At 38.1% G+C, this 19,009-nt stretch carries 23 protein-coding genes; 15 read left to right on the forward strand and 8 right to left on the reverse strand.

The window, feature by feature from the left end:
• Positions 1-51 precede the first annotated feature (51 nt).
• Entirely contained in the window at positions 52-696 is a 645-nt protein-coding gene (locus J8L85_RS10440; protein WP_211017029.1) for a DUF4337 domain-containing protein, read from the reverse strand.
• Entirely contained in the window at positions 683-1,270 is a 588-nt protein-coding gene (locus tag J8L85_RS10445; RefSeq protein ID WP_211017031.1) for a non-canonical purine NTP diphosphatase, read from the reverse strand. Before J8L85_RS10445 ends, J8L85_RS10440 begins: the two co-directional genes overlap by 14 nt.
• 63 nt (positions 1,271-1,333) lie before the next feature.
• Between J8L85_RS10445 and J8L85_RS10450 the strand changes: the two genes are divergently transcribed.
• From J8L85_RS10450 to serA, 5 genes are all read left to right on the forward strand, one after another.
• Positions 1,334-1,786, forward strand: coding sequence for an isoprenylcysteine carboxylmethyltransferase family protein (locus J8L85_RS10450; protein ID WP_211017032.1), 453 nt, complete (start codon positions 1,334-1,336; stop codon positions 1,784-1,786).
• A gap of 99 nt (positions 1,787-1,885) precedes the next feature.
• Entirely contained in the window at positions 1,886-2,491 is a 606-nt protein-coding gene (locus tag J8L85_RS10455; RefSeq protein WP_211017033.1) for a SatD family protein, read from the forward strand.
• Positions 2,492-2,494: 3 nt separating this feature from the next.
• Positions 2,495-3,196, forward strand: coding sequence for a DUF3307 domain-containing protein (locus tag J8L85_RS10460; RefSeq protein ID WP_211017034.1), 702 nt, complete (start codon positions 2,495-2,497; stop codon positions 3,194-3,196).
• 9 nt (positions 3,197-3,205) lie between these two features.
• Positions 3,206-3,985 carry an alpha/beta hydrolase gene (locus J8L85_RS10465; RefSeq protein ID WP_211017035.1) on the forward strand — a complete coding sequence of 260 codons (780 nt, stop codon included), beginning with the start codon at positions 3,206-3,208 and terminating at the stop codon, positions 3,983-3,985.
• 147 nt (positions 3,986-4,132) lie between these two features.
• Complete coding sequence (serA, locus tag J8L85_RS10470) at positions 4,133-6,025, forward strand: phosphoglycerate dehydrogenase (protein ID WP_211017036.1); 1,893 nt, start codon at positions 4,133-4,135, stop codon at positions 6,023-6,025.
• A 2-nt stretch (positions 6,026-6,027) separates the two neighbouring features.
• On the opposite strand, the gene rlmH is transcribed toward serA, so the two are convergent.
• Positions 6,028-6,501, reverse strand: coding sequence for a 23S rRNA (pseudouridine(1915)-N(3))-methyltransferase RlmH (rlmH, locus tag J8L85_RS10475; protein ID WP_211017037.1), 474 nt, complete (start codon positions 6,499-6,501; stop codon positions 6,028-6,030).
• 63 nt (positions 6,502-6,564) lie between these two features.
• On the opposite strand from rlmH, the gene nadC reads away from it, so the two are divergent.
• The 4 genes from nadC to priA are packed head-to-tail and all read left to right on the forward strand — an operon-like array spanning position 6,565 to position 11,290.
• Positions 6,565-7,422 carry a carboxylating nicotinate-nucleotide diphosphorylase gene (gene nadC, locus J8L85_RS10480; RefSeq protein ID WP_211017038.1) on the forward strand — a complete coding sequence of 286 codons (858 nt, stop codon included), beginning with the start codon at positions 6,565-6,567 and terminating at the stop codon, positions 7,420-7,422.
• The gene (locus tag J8L85_RS10485; protein ID WP_211017040.1) at positions 7,423-8,391 is read left to right on the forward strand and encodes a YihY/virulence factor BrkB family protein; all 969 of its coding nucleotides are present in this window, start codon (positions 7,423-7,425) and stop codon (positions 8,389-8,391) included.
• Entirely contained in the window at positions 8,388-8,828 is a 441-nt protein-coding gene (locus J8L85_RS10490) for a DUF2147 domain-containing protein (protein ID WP_211017042.1), read from the forward strand. The genes J8L85_RS10485 and J8L85_RS10490 overlap by 4 nt, the downstream gene beginning before the upstream one ends.
• A gap of 5 nt (positions 8,829-8,833) precedes the next feature.
• On the forward strand, positions 8,834-11,290 hold the full coding sequence (gene priA, locus J8L85_RS10495; protein WP_211017044.1) for a primosomal protein N': 2,457 nt from the start codon (positions 8,834-8,836) through the stop codon (positions 11,288-11,290).
• Between the two features lie 62 nt (positions 11,291-11,352).
• Here the strand turns inward: priA and J8L85_RS10500 are convergent, their stop codons facing one another.
• Positions 11,353-12,045, reverse strand: coding sequence for a LytTR family DNA-binding domain-containing protein (locus J8L85_RS10500; RefSeq protein ID WP_047245119.1), 693 nt, complete (start codon positions 12,043-12,045; stop codon positions 11,353-11,355).
• Between the two features lie 238 nt (positions 12,046-12,283).
• Between J8L85_RS10500 and rpsF the strand changes: the two genes are divergently transcribed.
• The 5 genes from rpsF (at position 12,284) to hisS (ending at position 15,358) form a co-directional block, all read left to right on the forward strand.
• Positions 12,284-12,625 carry a 30S ribosomal protein S6 gene (rpsF, locus tag J8L85_RS10505; RefSeq protein ID WP_211017045.1) on the forward strand — a complete coding sequence of 114 codons (342 nt, stop codon included), beginning with the start codon at positions 12,284-12,286 and terminating at the stop codon, positions 12,623-12,625.
• A 2-nt stretch (positions 12,626-12,627) separates the two neighbouring features.
• Positions 12,628-12,927: a 30S ribosomal protein S18 gene (gene rpsR, locus J8L85_RS10510; protein ID WP_180272381.1), complete on the forward strand. Its 300-nt coding sequence runs from the start codon at positions 12,628-12,630 to the stop codon at positions 12,925-12,927.
• A gap of 12 nt (positions 12,928-12,939) precedes the next feature.
• Positions 12,940-13,392, forward strand: a complete 453-nt coding sequence (gene rplI, locus J8L85_RS10515) for a 50S ribosomal protein L9 (protein ID WP_211017048.1) — start codon at positions 12,940-12,942, stop codon at positions 13,390-13,392.
• 64 nt (positions 13,393-13,456) lie between these two features.
• Positions 13,457-13,927: a DUF6495 family protein gene (locus tag J8L85_RS10520; protein WP_211017049.1), complete on the forward strand. Its 471-nt coding sequence runs from the start codon at positions 13,457-13,459 to the stop codon at positions 13,925-13,927.
• A 54-nt stretch (positions 13,928-13,981) separates the two neighbouring features.
• Entirely contained in the window at positions 13,982-15,358 is a 1,377-nt protein-coding gene (gene hisS, locus J8L85_RS10525) for a histidine--tRNA ligase (RefSeq protein ID WP_211017051.1), read from the forward strand.
• Here hisS and J8L85_RS10530 read toward each other — a convergent pair.
• Both J8L85_RS10530 and J8L85_RS10535 read right to left on the reverse strand, forming a co-directional pair.
• On the reverse strand, positions 15,353-15,901 hold the full coding sequence (locus J8L85_RS10530) for an NUDIX domain-containing protein (RefSeq protein ID WP_211017054.1): 549 nt from the start codon (positions 15,899-15,901) through the stop codon (positions 15,353-15,355). The genes hisS and J8L85_RS10530 overlap by 6 nt on opposite strands.
• Before the next feature lie 107 nt (positions 15,902-16,008).
• Positions 16,009-17,097 (reverse strand): M42 family metallopeptidase, encoded by a 1,089-nt coding sequence (locus J8L85_RS10535; RefSeq protein ID WP_211017056.1) that lies wholly within the window; start codon positions 17,095-17,097, stop codon positions 16,009-16,011.
• Between the two features lie 104 nt (positions 17,098-17,201).
• Between J8L85_RS10535 and J8L85_RS10540 the strand changes: the two genes are divergently transcribed.
• Positions 17,202-17,912 carry a DUF4294 domain-containing protein gene (locus tag J8L85_RS10540; protein WP_211017058.1) on the forward strand — a complete coding sequence of 237 codons (711 nt, stop codon included), beginning with the start codon at positions 17,202-17,204 and terminating at the stop codon, positions 17,910-17,912.
• Here the strand turns inward: J8L85_RS10540 and J8L85_RS10545 are convergent, their stop codons facing one another.
• Positions 17,913-18,149 (reverse strand): DUF6095 family protein, encoded by a 237-nt coding sequence (locus J8L85_RS10545; protein ID WP_211017060.1) that lies wholly within the window; start codon positions 18,147-18,149, stop codon positions 17,913-17,915.
• Complete coding sequence (locus J8L85_RS10550; RefSeq protein WP_211017062.1) at positions 18,146-19,006, reverse strand: DUF4249 family protein; 861 nt, start codon at positions 19,004-19,006, stop codon at positions 18,146-18,148. Before J8L85_RS10550 ends, J8L85_RS10545 begins: the two co-directional genes overlap by 4 nt.
• Between the last annotated feature and the right edge of the window lie 3 nt (positions 19,007-19,009).

Here is a 19,009-nt window from a genome sequence, read left to right on the forward strand (position 1 = left end):
CAAAGGTACTGCTAATTAATGAGATGTTATAATTATTAACGGCATTGATTTTTAAGGGGCCAAAAAATAGCCGTAGGAGGACATTAAAATACCTACGATGCCAAATGCTATCATAAGAACGATAAAGGTTTTTTGAAGCTTGGGATTGTCGTATATGATAATACAAACTGCCCCGAGAACTATGCTTATTTGAAAGAAAAGCATGCCCAGATCAAATTTTTTGGTAGCATTGTCATATTCTTTGGTCAATGTTTCCCATTCATTGATTCCGACAATTTTACCCATTTTCCCGTCAAGGTCTTGAGCCCATTTATCTTTAGGGGTATTAGCTGATCCGATCAATATCTCTTTCTTTTCGGCACCGTATTTCTCAATTTTACCTTTTATAGCGTCAATTTTGTTCTTAACACCCTCTTTGTTGTCTTCGAGTACTATACCGCTTTCCAATAATAGTTGTAAATAATCTAGTTCTCCTTCTTTTAGGCTTTCTTTGATGCTTTTTGATTGATACCAGTTAGAGTAGTTTACGACTTTGTTGTGGGCGATCATCATTTCTTCTTCCAATTCTCCGTTGATCATTTGCGAGATGGCCATTAAGGCCGCAAAAAATGCTATGAGAACACCTCCGACAGCTTCCGCTCTTTCGGAGGCAACAGAAACTTCTACGGTATCGTTGTTCTTTTCAGGGTCTGACATGCTGGGTGTTTAGATAGGAAATAAGCTTCGAGAAAGCTTTTCCCCGATGTCCGATTTGATTCTTTACCTTCAATGGTAGCTCTGCAAATGTTTTGTCGAATCCTTCGGGTTTGAATATGGGATCGTAACCAAAGCCGTTTTTACCGTTTTTTACCTTGGTGATCTCTCCTTTGACAGATCCTTTGAAAAACAATGTGTGATTATCAAGGTTTAATGCTATGACCGTCTTAAAACTTGCAGACCTATCTGCTTTGTCCTTAAGATTGGTCAAGAGTTTATCCATATTCGCATTGGCGTCGTTTTCTTCTCCGGCATATCTGGCGGAGTATACACCAGGTGCCCCGTTCAGGGCATCAACAAGAAGTCCGGTATCATCGGCGAAACAGGGAAGTTGATATGTTTTGTATACATAATCGGCCTTCAGTTTGGCATTGCCCTTTAAGGTGTCTGCAGTTTCGGGGATAGGTTCTAAACATCCTAAGTCCGTTAAGGAGACCAGGTTGATAAAAGGGGGAAGCAATTTTTGTATTTCCTTTAATTTGTTTTGGTTGTGCGTGGCGAATACAAGTTTCATTTAAATGAATTATTCTTTAGGGGAAAAGGAAGTTATCAGAATCAAAAATACTAATTTTATAATATGGAACTAAAACTGCCTCCTATTCTGGTATTTATCTTTTTTGCTATTATGATGTATTTGGTGGGGAGGTTCTTGCCTTTTGGCTTTTTTGATTTTTTCGGACGCTTTCTTCTGGCCAAAATATTGAGTGTGTTGGCTGTACTGGTCGCGCTGGCATCACTGGTTCAATTTTATAGGTTAAAAACAACTGTAGATCCTAGAAATCCCCAGAAAACGATCAGATTGGTAACCACCGGTTTGTACAAATATTCTAGAAATCCCATGTATTTGGCCATGTTACTTTTAATGTTGGCTTTTGGTTTACAGATCGGAAATGCGTTTAATACATTGGTAGCGGCCGGGTTTGTTTCGTATATGAACCGGTTTCAGATAATTCCGGAAGAGAAAATTTTACATCAGAAATTTGGAAAGGATTATAAAATATACCTTTCTCAAACAAGAAGGTGGTTCTAGACAGGTAAATACCTTTTTTGTATTAGTTTTTGGGCTAATAATGTCAAATATTACTTAATTAACTTATTTATGAGTATATTAGTTTTTTAATTAATAACTATGATAGCAATAATAACAGGTGATATTGTCAATTCTCAAGAGCACCCTTCATCTGAATGGATGGGTGTTTTAAAAGAATATTTTTCGCGTTTTGGGCCGTCTCCGATGAACTGGGAGATATATAGGGGAGATGAGTTTCAGCTAAAGGTGACACAAGACAATGCTTTGTTTGTGGCCATTCAAATAAAGGCTATTTTAAAATCTATCAAGGGATTGGATGTGCGTATGGGAATTGGAATTGGTCTTGAGACCTATATTGGCTCGGGGGTTAGTGAATCCAATGGTCCGGCCTATCAAAGATCTGGTCGTAAATTGGAGTCTTTAAAAGATAGTAGGGTGAATCTTAGTATAGCTACAGGAAACGAATTCTATGATCGGACATTGAATCTTATGTTGCGGCTTGCGCTCGACTTTATGGACGATTGGAGTGTGGTATCTGCAGAAATAATAGCATTGGTGTTGGATGAGCCCAATGCTTCCCAAAAAGAGATAGCAAAAAAACTGGGCATTAAGCAATCTGCGGTTAGCCAAAGGTTAAAGAGGGCTCGTTTAAACTTGGTTTTGGATCTATTGGACTATTATGAAAATCAAATCAAAGAAATATAATAGATGCAAATATTCATAAAGCTATTGTTAGCCCATTTAATAGGTGATTTTATGTTGCAGCCCAGTAAATGGGTGATACATAAAGAAGCCAACAAGGCAAGGTCCAAGTACCTTTATTTTCATGTTTTAGTGCATTTTGCCCTGTATATGTTGGTTCTATGGAATATAAACGATTGGAAAATAGCCGTTGTAATTACTATAAGCCATTTGTTCATAGATATGGGCAAGCTGTATGCGGCTTCATTTTTTAAGAACCAAAGTGTTCCTTTTTTCTTAGATCAAGTACTCCACATTCTAGTTCTTTATATCTGTTGTTTTTACGACAATCTGTATGGGCATACCATAACGCTTTTCGATAATTTGGATTGGGGCCTAGTATTGGCGGTCGTTTTTGTTACCTTTCCTTCTGCAATTATAATGGCGAAGCTTTTGGAGGGAATGTCCGATCAGATCAGTACCGACCATAAATCATTGCCGAACGCGGGTAAGTACATAGGGATCATAGAGCGGTTGTTCGTGTTGATATTTATCATAATGGGAAGGTGGGATGCCATCGGTTTTTTAATCACCGCCAAATCTGTTTTTAGGTTCAACGACCTAAAAGAAAGCAATAGTAGAAAGCTTACGGAATATATTTTGATCGGTACCTTGGTAAGCTTTGGTTTGGCCATTATGGCCGGTATTCTCTATACTAGTTTTAATTAATTCAACGATATGAACAGGTTTGCGGTATTTTTGATAACATGTGGGATTGTACTTAACGTTGCTGCCCAAACCGAACATTTCACTTCTTTTGACGGTGTTGATATAGCGTACACGGATCAGGGGCTTGGTAGTCCTATATTACTTGTTCATGGGTTTTTAAACTCTGGGCGGTCGTGGCAAAACACCCAAATAGAAAAAGATTTACTGGAAAAGGGGTATCGGGTGATCGTTCCCGATTTACGGGGAACGGGAATGTCAGACAAGCCACAAGACGATATATATTATCAAAACGATGCGGAGGTCAAAGACCTTCAGCTTTTAATGTCACATTTAAAGATAGTTCGGTACGATGCCATCGGATATTCTAGGGGAAGTATCGTTTTGGCCAAGCTTTTAACAAAAGACGAACGAATAAAGAAAGCCGTGCTTGGGGGTATGGGCATAGATTTTACCGATCCTGAATGGGATCGGCGTTTAATGTTCGCCGAGGCGTTCAATGGCAATATAACGGAGACGACACAAGGTGCGGTTGCCTATGCCAAGTCTATAAATGCCGATTTTCGTTCCCTTCACTTACAACAGAAATACCAACCGGTAACTTCGATAAAAGATCTTGCCCAAGTAAAGGCCAAGGTTTTGGTAGTAGTTGGTGACAAGGATATGGACAATGGGGATCCAGTGGCATTGAGCAAGGTTTTTAAAAGAGGAAGACAGGTTACGGTACCCGGAGATCATAACGGAGCATGGAAAACAAAAGAGTTTTCAAAGAAGGTTCTTCGATTTTTGTAAGTTATTTTCCTCTTTGTATGGCTACGTTGATTAGAATTTTCATCAAACTAAGATCTTTTTGTTTTATTTCATATTATGAGTAAGATCAAACAAATATAATTTTTACTTTTACGCCTTGGTTTTCAAAAACAGAAATCCCAAGTAAATATGGTTACAACAGGCAGAAAGTATGTGTTTGATTTTGACAGTACGTTAACAAGGGTAGAGGCCTTGGATGTATTGGCCGAAATGACATTGGAAGGTAAATCCAATAAGGAAGAAATCATTAATGAGATCCAAAATATAACCAATCTTGGTATCGATGGTGATATTTCCTTTACAGAGTCGTTAGAGCGAAGAATTAAGTTGTTAAATGCCCACAAAGACCATTTAGATGGTTTGGTGAACGAGCTTAGGCACAAAATATCAAAATCGATTGCCTCGAACAAAGAGTTTTTTGAAAAGTATTCAGATGATATTTATGTAATATCATGTGGATTTAAAGAGTTTATAGATCCTATTGTAGAAGAGTACAATATACCGTCCGAAAGGGTGTATGCAAATACATTCAAGTTTGACAGTGACGGAAACATTATCGGTTTTGATGAGCATAATGTATTATCTCATCATAACGGAAAAATAGAATGCCTAAAACAAATGAACTTGGACGGAGAAGTTCAGGTCATTGGTGATGGCTATAGTGATTATGTAATGAGGGAAGCGGGCATTGCGGATAAGTTTTTTGCATATACAGAAAATGTACATAGAGATAAAGCCACCGACAAAGCTGACCATATTGCGCCTAACCTAGATGAATTTTTATTTGTGAACGATTTGCCAAGAAATATATCCTACCCAAAGAACAGAATTAAGATCCTTTTATTGGAGAATGTGCATCCGGCAGCTTTTGAGAACCTTTCTAAAGATGGTTTCTCTGTAGAGTTGGTAAAACATAGTCTTCCGGAAGAGGAATTGATAGAGAAGATCAAAAACGTCCATGTTTTGGGTATCCGTTCTAAGACACAGGTTAATCAAAAAGTACTGGATGCGGCAGAGAAATTATTGGTCGTAGGTGCGTTTTGTATCGGAACTACGCAAATAGACCTTGACTATGCCAAGAAAAAGGGAGTTGTTGTTTTCAATGCTCCTTATAGCAACACAAGATCGGTCGTAGAGTTGGCCATAGGCGAAATTATCATGCTAATGCGTAGCGTTTTCGCCAGGAGTTCAGAAATACATAACGGACAGTGGCAGAAAACAGCTGCAGGTTCCCGTGAGGTCCGTGGTAAGAATTTAGGTATTGTAGGTTACGGTAATATAGGTAAGCAATTGTCGGTATTGGCGGAAGCCATGGGTATGAAAGTGTACTACTATGACGTAAACGACCAACTGGCTATCGGTAATGCGGTAAGGTGCGGTACATTAGAGGATCTATTGAACGTTTCCGATGTGGTTACACTTCATGTAGACGATAACAAGGCCAACAGGAACTTTATTGGGGCCAGAGAAATAAACCAAATGAAGAAAGGGGCTATGTTGATCAATCTTTCTAGAGGTTTTGTGGTCGATATTGATGCTTTGGCAGAAGGTTTGGAAAGTGGTAAAATTGGTGGGGCGGCAGTAGATGTATACCCCGAAGAACCAAGAAGTAACGGTGAATTTAAAACAAGGCTGCAAGGTTTTCCAAATGTTATTTTAACCCCGCATGTGGGTGGTAGTACCGAAGAAGCTCAAAGAGATATTGCCGATTTTGTGCCCAATAAAATAATGGATTATATTAACTCTGGTAATACGGTAGATGCGGTAAACTTTCCTAATATCAGGTTGCCGAAACAGAATAAGGTTCATAGATTTTTGCACATACACAAAAATGTACCTGGCATCATGGCCAAAATAAATGAGGTGTTGGCCAAATATGAGCTTAACATATCAAGTCAATATCTTTCTACCGATAATGAAGTAGGGTACGTAATTACCGATTTGGACAAAGAATACAACAAAGATGTTATCAAAGCCCTTAAAAAGGTAGAGAACACCATTAAATTTAGGGTGCTGTACTAGTCTTATTTATGATGGTAAGGCTCGTTTCTTAAGATGGTGAAGGCACGGTATATCTGTTCTACCACGAATAAGCGTACCATTTGGTGAGAGAAAGTCATTTTTGACAGGCTGATCTTACCGGCGGCCCTATTGTATACTTCTTGACTAAAGCCATATGGGCCTCCGATTAAAAATACCAATTGCTTTAGACCGGAGTTCATCTTCTTTTGCAAATAGGCAGAAAACTCTATTGAGGTATATTGTTTTCCTTTTTCGTCCAACAGAACCAGAACATCCGTATTGGATAGGTGTTTTAAAATAAGTTCTCCCTCTTTTGTCTTCTGCTGGTCTTCTGAAAGGTTTTTTGTTTTCTTTAAATCAGGAATGAGTTCAATGTCGAATTTTATATAATGCCCTAATCGCCTTTCGTAAAGGTCTATAAGCTTTTGTAATTCAGAACTATCAGTTTTGCCTATGGCCAGTAGTTTAATCGTCATATTTCAAAAGTAAATCAATTTCCCAAAATGGATTCGTATTTTAGCATATAACAAGTTTAAAATATGATTACAGAAGAACAATTTAATATAGAGATAGAAGGAATAATAGTCAATGCGATTAGGGAAGATGTAGGGGACGGGGATCATAGTTCTTTAGCCTGTATTCCTAAAGAGGCTACCGGAAAAGCAAAATTGTTGGTCAAGGACGAAGGTGTTATCGCCGGTGTAGAATTTGCAAAAAAAGTTTTTGAATATGTAGATAAAGATTTGGTTGTAAGTACCTTAATAGAAGATGGTGAGAAGGTAAAATACGGCGATATCGTTTTTTATGTAGAAGGAAGGTCCCAAAGTATCTTAAAGGCAGAAAGATTGGTTTTAAATGCCATGCAGCGAATGAGTGCAATAGCCACAAAAACAAATTTTTTCGTAAGCTTATTGGAAGGTACGGGAACCAAGATATTGGATACCAGAAAAACAACACCTGGAATAAGGGCCTTGGAGAAATGGGCCGTAAAAATAGGGGGTGGGGAAAACCATAGGTTTGCGCTCTATGATATGATAATGCTGAAAGATAACCATATAGATTTTGCGGGTGGGGTAACAAAGGCCATAGAGAAAACAAAGGCTTATTTGAAAGAAAAGAGAAGAGATCTTAAAATTATTGTAGAAGCAAGAAACCTTGAGGAAATAAAGGAAATTTTAAAAACCGACGGTGTATATCGCATACTTATAGATAATTTTAATTATGACGATACTCGAGAGGCCGTAAGGCTGATCGGAGATAAATGTTTGACAGAATCGTCTGGTGGGATCAATGAGAAAACTATTCGTAAGTATGCCGAATGCGGTGTAAACTATATTTCTTCGGGCGCCCTTACCCATTCGGTTTATAATATGGATCTAAGTTTAAAAGCAGTGTAAATGTCTGCAGAGATAGAAGAGAAGCTAGATAAAATACCGATTATAAATAAGATCGTTAAAGTATTAAAAACGATTAAGCTACCCGGATTTGAAGGTCTGTCCATTTACGATCTGATGGAGATGTATATTAGTGGTATTGTTCAAGGGGCCTTGTCCTCAAGGGCGAGTGCCATATCTTTTAGTCTTTTTATGGCGTTGTTCCCCTTGTTGATATTTATGGTAACCTTGGTGCCTTATTTGGTAGACTATGTAAGTATAAAAAACGCCGATTTTGAACTCGAGTTTCAATTCTTTTTAGAGTCGTTTCTGCCAAATGCAACGGGAGATTACTTCGGAGAAGTTTTTCAACAGATTAAAGATCAAAAACGAGGAGGATTATTATCATCTGCATTTTTACTTTCAATATTTCTTGTTGCCAACGGGGTAAACTCAATTTTTGGCGGTTTCGAGACTTCTTACCATATAGAATTGAGGCGTAATTTTTTTCGGCAATATCTTTATGCGTTAATGGTGGGGTTGATTTTGGCAATTTTAATAATCGTCGGTTTTATCGCGTATGTGTATTTTGAGTTTTATGTACTGGGGTATTTAACAGAGTTTGCCGCAAAACAAGGTGGTTACGTGTTAGGAGATGATGAGATTATCGGGGTGCGGATAGCCAAAGTTCTTTTCTTTATAATTTTATCTTATTTTACAACAGCGGTTCTTTATTATTTTGGAACTAGGGAAGGAAAACAGGCCAGATTCTTTTCAGCTGGTTCCTTAATGACAACGGTCTTGTTCTTGTTGACTTCGTATTTGTTCGGTATTTATGTTGAAAAATTCGCTAGATACAATGAACTTTATGGGGCTTTGGGGGGATTGTTGATATTAATGGTTTATATATGGTTAAATTCCAATATATTGCTACTTGGTTTTGAGTTGAACGCATCATTAAATTCCTTACGGAGAATCAGTAAAAAAGAATGATAGATTATAAAAAATATATACTTGTACTATTTCTAGTTTGCTTTGCGAATTATGTATCGGCACAGAGCATTTTTGGTAAATGGAAAACGATAGACGACCGTACTGGCAACCCAAAAGGGATTATCAATATCTATGAAAAAGATGGGCTCATGTACGGTTTTGTAGAAAAAATATTGGAAGAGGGCAAAGAAAATGCCACTTGCCATAAGTGTGAAGGCGAGTTAAAAAACAAGCCAGTAGTAGGTATGGAGATAATTACCGCTGCCGAGAAACATGGTGATGGGGAGTGGAAGGGGAAAAGGCTTTTTGACCCCGAACAAGCAATGACCTTTCGTTGTAAAATATGGTTAAACCCCCACAATCCCAATGAATTAAAGGTAAGAGGGTATTTAGCGTTTATCTACCGTACTCAAACCTGGTTGCGGGTAGAAGATTAAAAATAATGTCACATTTTATAAATGTCATATTGCCCATTCCTTTAGAAAGGCTGTTTACCTATAGTGTTACATCTGATCAGGTACAGGAGATTAAGCCGGGGATGAGGGTTTCGGTTCCCTTTGGAAAATCAAAAATATATACGGGAGTGGTGCATAGTGTGCATCAAAAAGCCCCAGAGGCCTATGAAGCCAAGGCAATAGACCAAATACTGGATTATGAACCCATTGTTACCCCGACACAGATACAACATTGGGAGTGGATCGCAGAATACTATATGTGTACTTTGGGCGAAGTGCTAAGGAGCGCTCTGCCTTCTGCTTTTTTGCTCGAGAGTGAGACCCTGGTGTTGCGCAATACAGAGGCCGATATCAACGAGAGCGATTTAAAGGATGACGAATTTTTGGTTTTTGAGGCACTTCAGCATCAATCTGTTTTAAAAGTACAGGAAGTGGCTGTCATCGTTGATAGAAAAAATGTTCTACCGGTGCTCAATAGATTATTGAAAAAAAAGGTAATTCATTTAAAAGAGGAGGTTTTTGAGCAGTATAGGCCAAAATTGGTAAAGTACATAAGAATGGGGGAGGCATACAGCTCCGACGAGTCATTGGAAACGTTGCTAGCGTCTTTGACAAGGGCGCCAAAACAGAGTCAGGTCGTGCTTGCCCTGTTTCAGCTGTTGGGCCAGACAAAGAAACCTATTTCGGTAGCAGACCTAGAGAAGGCGAGCAATAGCTCAAAAGCTGTGATCAAAGCATTGGTGGATAAGGAAATACTGGAAGAATATTTTATTAGAACAGATAGGATAAATTATGACGGTTCCAATTACAATGCGGCTATAAAAGACCTGAACGAATATCAAAAAATAGCCTTAGGAGATATAGAAAAGTCTTTTAACGACAAAAAAGTTACCCTTTTAAAAGGGGTTACTTCTTCTGGAAAAACAGAAGTATATGTAAAGCTGATAGAAGCTTGTTTGGCAACAGAAAAACAAGTGCTCTATCTATTGCCGGAGATCGCATTGACTACCCAGCTTATTTCAAGGTTACAAGAATATTTTGGAGAAAAAATAGCCGTATATCATTCTAAATATAATGTACATGAAAGGGTAGAGGTTTGGAACAATGTTCTGAACCAAGAGCCAAAGGCCCAGATAGTAATAGGGGCGAGGTCGTCTTTATTTCTTCCTTTTAAAAATTTAGGGCTGTTAATTGTAGATGAAGAACACGAGTCATCCTTTAAACAGTTTGATCCGGCACCAAGGTATCATGCCCGGGATGCCGCTATAGTCTTGGCTAATTTTCATGGGGCCAATGTTCTTTTGGGCTCTGCTACACCTAGTATTGAAAGTTATTATAATGCCCAAACAGGTAAATATGGATATGCCGAGATAAACAGGCGTTTTGGTAATGTGTTGATGCCCGACATAGAGTTGGTTGATATTAAGGAAGCGCATCGTAAAAGAAGGATGAAAGGTCACTTTTCTGAACGGTTGATGGAAGAGATCCAAGAAGCTTTAGATGTAGGGGAACAAGTTATTTTATTTCAAAATAGAAGGGGATATGCCCCCGTTTTAGAATGTATGACTTGCGGACATACACCACAATGCCCAAATTGTGATGTAAGTTTAACGTATCACCAATATAGAAAGCAAATACGCTGTCATTACTGTGGTTACCATGCTGCGTTGCCAGAAAGTTGCCATGCTTGTGGAAGTTCAGAACTGGATACCAAAGGTTTTGGTACACAGCAAATAGAGGAAGAGGTGTTAAAACTGTTTCCGGAGGTCAAGGTTGGCAGAATGGATTTGGATACCACTAGGGGCAAGCATGCCTATGAAAAAATCATAACATCTTTTGAACAGCAAGAGCTAGATATATTAATTGGGACACAAATGCTTACCAAAGGGCTAGATTTTAGAAATGTAAGTCTGGTAGGTGTTATGCAGGCAGATACACTTTTAAATTTTCCGGACTATAGGGCCCATGAGAAAGCTTTTCAATTGTTGACCCAAGTTTCGGGTAGGGCGGGCAGAACCAAAAAGAGGGGCAAGGTGATCATACAGAGTTACAATCCGTACCATCAAATATTAAAACAGGTAACAACCGGGGATTATGGGGAAATGTATAAAGAGCAGCTCTACGAAAGGGAACAATACAAGTACCCTCCTATAAACAGGGTAATCAAAATAACCTTTAAACATAAAAATTACAATGTTCTCAATGAGGCGGCCGATTGGTTTGCCGGAGCCTTAAAGAACAATTTTGGAGGAACTGTTCTAGGGCCTGAGTATCCACCTGTTTCCCGTATAAGAAACCAATATCTAAAACATATCTTGATCAAGATTTCAAAAAATGATTCTTTGACGCGCAGTAAACGGAATATAAAAAGAATAGAAAAGTCGTTTAATGCCATATCTACGTACAGAAGTGTTCGTGTTATATATAATGTGGATCATATATAAAATAAAAAAACCGCCAATTGGCGGTTTTTTCTATAATAAGTAAAATAATATCATATATATTGTTAAACGTTACTAAGGGCCTCGGCCAATTCAGTTTTCTTGTTTCGACTTAACGGAATGGATCTACCGCTAACCTCAACATTTTTACTATTGAATTTTTCTACCTTTTCCAAGTTAACGATATAAGACTTGTGTATTCTTAAGAACTTATCTTGTGGCAACTGTTTTTCAAAAGATTTCATTGTTGATAAAATTACGATATTGGCTTCGTCGGTGACCAATTTTATATAATCGCCCAAGGCTTCTATCCATTTAATATCGTTCAATATAACCTTTCTTTTCTTTAGGTTGCTCTTAACAAAAATGTGCTCTTCATCTTCAACGACCCTGTTCATTTGCTCGTATTTGGCAACAGCTCTTTTTACAGAGGCGTCAAAACGGGCCATAGTGATCGGCTTGTGCAAATAGTCGGTTACGTCGTAATCAAATGCTTTTAATGCGTAATCCGGTTTACCGGTAATCAAAATTACTTGAGGACTGTTTTCTAGGGACTCCAGTAGGTCGAATCCTGTAATAATAGGCATCTCAACATCAAGAAAAATCAAATCGATTTCATTGTTTTTGATACCGTTTTTAGCTTCGATAGCATTACTGTACTCCGCTACCATGGCCAAGTTGGGGTGGTTGTTTACCAACTTTGCGACGGCCATCCTCTGCATAGACGAATCGTCAACGATAATACTTCTTAATTTCATAAGGGCTGATTTGTGGGGTTAAATCATCGACAAATAACCGAAAAAACACGTTCAACTGCAACAAAAGATGTAAACAATGCTTTAATACCTGTGTAAATGGCGATGACCATTGGATTATTTAAGATTTGGTTCGTTCAATTTTATTATATTCTCCTAGGTATAACGAATAAATTTCCCTTTTCTTATAATTATTTTAAAATAATATCTATTTTTGCACTCCTTAAAATAAAATATAATTATGAACCATTACGAAACTGTTTTCATTTTGAATCCCGTTCTATCTGATGTTCAGATAGAGGAAACAGTTAAGAAATTTGAAGATTTCTTAATTAACAATGGAGCCAAAATGGTAGCCAAAGAAAATTGGGGCCTAAAGAAATTGGCGTATCCCATCCAAAACAAAAAGAGTGGCTTTTACCACTTGTTCGAATTTACTAGTGCAGGCGAGGTTGTAATGCCTTACGAGCAAGAGTTTAGGAGAGATGAACGCGTTATGAGGTTTTTGACCGTTAAATTGGACAAACATGCCATTGCGTGGGCAGAAAAAAGAAGAACAAGAAACAAAACCGCTAAAGCTTAAGTATTATGTCGACATTACAACAACAAGCAAAAGGTAAAAAGGATGGGGAGATAAGATATCTTACCCCGTTGAACATTGAGACCAATACCAAAAAGAAGTATTGTAGGTTTAAAAAATCCGGAATCAAATATGTTGATTACAAAGATGCGGACTTTTTGATGAAATTGGTGAACGAGCAAGGTAAGTTATTACCAAGAAGACTTACAGGAACTTCTTTGAAGTACCAAAGAAAAGTAGCCCAAGCGGTAAAGAGAGCTCGTCATTTGGCGTTAATGCCATATGTTGGTGATTTATTAAAATAAAAGAAAAGAATCATGGAGCTTATATTAAAGCAAGACGTAGAGAATTTAGGTTTTAAAGACGATTTGGTCAATGTAAAGAACGGTTACGGTAGAAATTACCTTATACCAAAAGGTTTGGCAGCAATGGCAACTCCTTCTGCTAAAAAAGTTTTGGCAGAAAACCTAAAGCAAAGAGCACATAAAGAGAAGAAAGTTGTTGAGGCAGCAACCAAAATTGCAGATGCATTAAAAGCATTGGAATTAAAAATTGCCGCTAAAACAGGTGCTGGAGACAAATTGTTTGGATCTGTTACCAATAATGACTTGGCCGAGGCACTTGGCAAAGAAGGTCATACTATAGAAAAGAAGTTTATCAGTATTCAAGGTGGTGCCGTTAAAAGGACAGGACCTTACAATGCTCAGATCAGACTTCATAGAGAGGTAATTGTTGACTTTGCTTTTGAAGTAGTCGCAGAAAAAAAATAATTTGAGTAAATAATAATGTATAAGCCTTTCAGGAAACTGAAAGGCTTATTTGTTTTTGCTTTTCATGAAATATACAAGACTTACAAAAGAACAGCTAGAGGAACTTCACCAAGAATTCATAAATTTTTTGGCAACACAATCCATTACCAAAAGTGAATGGGACGATATTAAGGCCAATAAACCGGAAGTAGCTGAAGAAGAGTTGGATATCTTTAGCGACTTGGTCTGGGAGGGTGTATTGACGAAAGTGAAATATTTGGAAAACATCTCAAAGGAGCAAATGCATTTATTTCATTTAACGGATAAAGAGATGAAACTTATTGCCGTAAAAGTCATGAACCCCGAGATAGATTTAACCACAAAGGTTGGTTTTGATTGGTTTAAAAGAAATTGGCAATCCGATTTTGTGGATTATATGACCGCTTCCAAGGCCTATACGGAAGATCCTAATCAAGACAAGTTCGAATTGATTCGACAAGGGGCCGTAATTACCAAAGGAGAATTGTACCAGTGGTTTGATAAAGTGATCGGATAAAACGATATTTGCCCGTCGATACAATCCTTAATTTAGCTTAAAAGAACTTATTTAATGGCACAAAAACCATCTATACCAAAGGGAACCCGAGATTTTACACCATCAGAAGTCGCAAAACGAAATTACATTTTCGACGTAGTAAAAAAACATTTTCAAATTTTCGGTTTTCAACCTATTGAAACTCCTTCTTTTGAAAACTCGGAGACTTTAATGGGGAAGTATGGTGATGAAGGAGACCGCTTGATATTTAAGATATTGAACTCCGGGGATTACCTGAAAAAAGTAGATGAGGAGCTATATAGCTCTAAAAACAGCACTAAGATTACTCCAAAGATATCGGAGAAGGCATTAAGGTACGATTTAACGGTTCCTTTTGCCCGGTACGTCGTCATGCATCAAAATGAGTTGAATTTTCCGTTTAAACGCTATCAAATACAGCCGGTATGGAGGGCAGATAGGCCTCAAAAGGGAAGATTTAGGGAGTTTTATCAATGCGATGCCGATGTGGTTGGGTCAAATTCGCTTCTTCAAGAAATAGAATTGGTTCAATTGTATGATGCCGTATTTACCGATTTAAAACTGAAAGGCGCCACTATAAAATTGAACAACCGAAAAATATTGGCAGGTATAGCAGAGGTTATCGGGGCAAAAGATTTACTGGTCGATTTTACCGTAGCCCTTGATAAATTGGATAAAATAGGGGAAGAGGGTGTTAAAAAGGAAATGCTCTCTAAAGGAATTTCCGAAACGGCAATAGAAAAGGCCTCACCGCTATTTAACTTAAGTGGTAGTAATGTAGATCAGTTACAAATGCTGGGCGAACTATTAAAAGATTCGGAAGAAGGTACCAAAGGTGTGGACGAGTTGTGCTTTATTGTAGAGGCAGTGGCAAGTTTAGGACTTCAATCTTGTAACCTTGCCATTGATGTTACATTGGCCAGGGGATTAAATTACTATACCGGTGCTATTTTTGAAGTGTCTGCTCCAAAAGGTGTATCCATGGGGTCTATTGGTGGTGGAGGAAGATACGATGACCTAACCGGTATTTTTGGACTGAAAGATGTTAGCGGTGTAGGTATTTCGTTCGGACTCGACCGTATTTACTTGGTGTTAGAAGAGTTGTCCCTTTTTCCAAAGGCCATAGACAGGTCGTTGGATGTTCTGTGCCTTAATTTTGGCAATATGGAAGGACTGGCAGCACTTAAATTGACTACCGTGCTTAGAAATGCTGGTATAAAGGCCGATTTGTATCCATCTGCTGCAAAACTGAACAAACAGTTTAAATACGCCAATAGTAGAAATGTACCTTATGTAATACTATTGGGCGAACAAGAATTGATAGATGGTTCTTTTGTTGTGAAGAATATGGAGAGCGGAACGCAACAGACCTATTCCATTGATAATGCGCAAGAATTTGTAGCTACCCTATAAACGCTGGTCTATGGCGGCCAATACCGCCCGATAGTAACCAAGGTCATGAGGAACATATTTCTTTGAAAAATCGGCTAGTAAGAGCTCTTTTTCAAATTGAGCCAAAGGGATAAGGGCTAGGTTCTCTACCTCGCTTTCTTGTTTTTTAAGTTTGTGAAAAGGTGTTTTTAAAGAAGATATAAAAGTATGGTGAAATTCGGCATCAATTAAGGTTTCAGAATGTTTCTGTATTGATTTGAAGGTTCCTATTTTTTCCAATTGATGCGGATGAACATTTAGTCCTATTTCTTCTAAAATTTCCCGTATTGCCGATATTTCGACGCTTTCACCTGCGCCTACATGTCCGGCTACGGAAACATCCCAAAGTAGGGGATAGGTATCTTTGTTCTTTCCTCTTTGTTGTATAAGAATTTCTTTATTATCCGTGTAGAACCAGATGTGAACGGTAGCATGAAACAATCCTTTACGGTGTGCTTCTGTTTTCATGGCGGTTATACCTGTCGGTTCTCCGGCCTCCGATAAAATATCTACAAGTTCGTCCATGATAAAGACACTGCTTAAAATGGGTGTTTAAAAAAGAGGGCGAAGCCGATAAAATAATTCTTATTTCGACTTCGCCCTTATATCAATTTAGTTTTCCTTTTTGTTATTTAATCAAAATAGCTAAAAGTTTCGCCTTCTTTTATATTCAGCAACGTTTCATAAATTAATCTGATTACATTTTCTACGTCATCTTTATGAACGGTCTCTACTGTAGTATGCATATAACGTAATGGTAAGGAAATCAATGCAGAGGCAACACCGCCATTGCTGTAGGCGAAAGCATCTGTATCGGTCCCCGTCATTCTAGAAGCGGCCATACGTTGAAAAGGAATGTTTTTGGCCTCTGCGGTCTCTATAATACGCTCCCTTAATTTGTTTTGTACGGCGGGCGCATAAGAAATAACCGGTCCGGCACCCATTTCTGTATGTCCCTGTGTTTTTTTCTCTATCATAGGGGTCGTAGTGTCATGACAAACATCGGTAACGATGGCCACATTCGGCTTAATGGTTTGTGTGATCATTTCGGCGCCCCGTAAGCCAATTTCTTCTTGTACCGAGTTGGTAATATAAAGTCCGAAAGGCAATTTCTTTTTATTCTCGTGCAGTAATCTTGCAACCTCGGCAATCATAAATCCACCGGCACGGTTATCTATGGCCCTACAAACGTATTTATTGTCGTTGAGAACATGAAAAGTGTCGGGGTAAGTGATGACACAACCTACGTGTACCCCCATTTTTTCAACCTCGTCCTTATCTTTGGCGCCTATATCAATAAAAATATTGTCCAATTTTGGAGATTCTTCTTTCTCGTTTTTTCTAGTGTGGATGGCCGGCCAACCAAAAACACCTTTTACGATACCTTTTTTGGTATGTATATTTACCCATTTGCTAGGTGCGATCTGGTGGTCGCTTCCTCCATTTCTAATAACGTATAACAGTCCGTTGTCAGTAATATAGTTTACGTACCATGATATCTCATCGGAATGCCCTTCTATAACGACCTTATATTCGGCATCCGGGTTTATGACCCCCACAGCGGTGCCGTAAGTGTCTGTTATAAATGTGTCTACGTATGGTTTTAGGTAATCCATCCATAATTTTTGCCCTTCCCATTCATAACCTGTAGGAGCGGCATTATTCAGGTATTTTTCAAAAAATGCCAGCGATTCTTCTGTGATGATATCTTTTTTAGCCATGTATGTTTTGTTTATCTACAAACTTAGTAATATTCACCTATTTTTAATAATATGCTCTGCCAATAATCGTTAATTTTGGCAAGGCTTTTGTTTATATTTTAAGTATGGGAAAAAATACTTGTTTTCTAATAATCGTAATTCTTGCCATGTGTAAAACCATGGGGCAAGTAGAGGAGCAGGTTTTAGATTCTGTATCCGAGAAAATGATAATTATAGCAGGAGATTCTTTGGTACAAAGTTCAATTGCACTAGAAGAGGCCTATGTCTTCGGAAAACTTAAATTTTCTTCCTATGACGAAAAATTACGGTATTACATACTTAGGCGAAAAACACATAAAGTTTATCCGTATGCAAAATTGGCGGCCGAGCGGCTGGTAGAGCTTAATGATAGCTTGTCAAAGATTACAAAAACAAGAAAACGTAAAAAATATACCAAAAAGGTACAGAAATATATAGAAGAAGAATTTTCTGAAGAGTTAAAGAAACTAACCAGGACCGAAGGTCAGATATTGGTAAAATTAATTTATAGGCAAACGGGCTCTACGGCCTTTGACCTGGTAAAAGAGTTGCGAAATGGGTGGCGGGCCTTTTGGTACAATACAACGGCCAAACTCTTTAAAATTAGCATAAAGGAAGAGTTTCATCCCGATCAGGTAGAAGAGGACTATTTAATAGAGGATATCTTGCAACGGGCCTTTGCATCCGGGAAATTGGAAAGGCAGGAAACGGTTTTAGATTACAATTATGATGAATTGTACAACAAGTGGAAAAAACCACGCAAGAAAAGAAACGTTCGTCCAGAAAAGAACCAATAATCAAGATTTTCCTTTTTTGGGTCCAAAGAGAGAGTCTACGATGGTAGATATACCCTTAAACCCCATATATACAGCGGTAATGGCCAAGATAATACCAATAATCAATACGGGCCAATAAAAAGGATGGCCTTCATTTTTAAAAGCTTGCCAAATAACAAAAGGGGCGGAAAACATTAGGATTAAAGTGAATCCCAATTTTTTTAATCCCTTTAGCATCATTTCCTTATCTGTCCTCATTCTATAATAATAGTTTGTTTAAATTCTTGAACTACGGCAAAATATCCCAAGGCAAAGTTATCCGTTTGTTCTATACTTTGTAAATCATCAAGATTCTCTATTCCGGTAATATTGAAAATATTTCCCCTTACCGTTGCAGCCGGGGTTTGAAAAGGGCCTTGGTCGCCGCTTGATGATTGTACGATGACTTGATTCATGTAATTGTAAAAAGATTCGTCAGCCCCCATTATACTGATGTTAATTTCTTGTCCCGGTTTTATACTGTCGCCATAGAAATACGAAAATTCAAATTCCTGACCTTGGTAAAACTCATCTTCGGAGACAAGATATTCGTTGAAATCAAAGTCAAAAATATAGAAATCATCTCGGGTACCATCATCTGTAAAACTAATAACCACCTCGGTTTCATCGCCAGAAAAAAGAGTTTCGTTGCCTTGTTCCAATTTGTTTATGGGCGATGTTGGTACAAACTCGGTCTCGGCGTAATACTTTTCTTTGTTATATTCTATATGAAGCGATAGTTTACCTGTAGTAAAAAAAGAAGTTTCCTTTGTGCCCTCGTAAACGCCCGGAGCAACTTCAAAAAAGAACAATACGTTGGATTTAGAGGGGTCTTCGGGGGCATAATCCAGATTTTGAATAAATACGCTCTTTACGGATAAAGGTTCGTTGTTATCAAAAAAAGAACTGCTAAGGTTTACTCTGATACGTGCCGTGGTGCTTGCTAATGTTGTATCCAGTCTTATAACCGCATCTACTGAAAGCCTCGGAGGTTCGGTTGGGGTATCTATATCGACCACGTCTTCACAAGAGGTCAAAATCGCTATCATGCCCAGAAAATAGAGTATCTTTTTCATTTG

Source organism: Maribacter sp. MMG018 (assembly GCF_018100785.1).
Lineage (GTDB): Bacteria > Bacteroidota > Bacteroidia > Flavobacteriales > Flavobacteriaceae > Maribacter.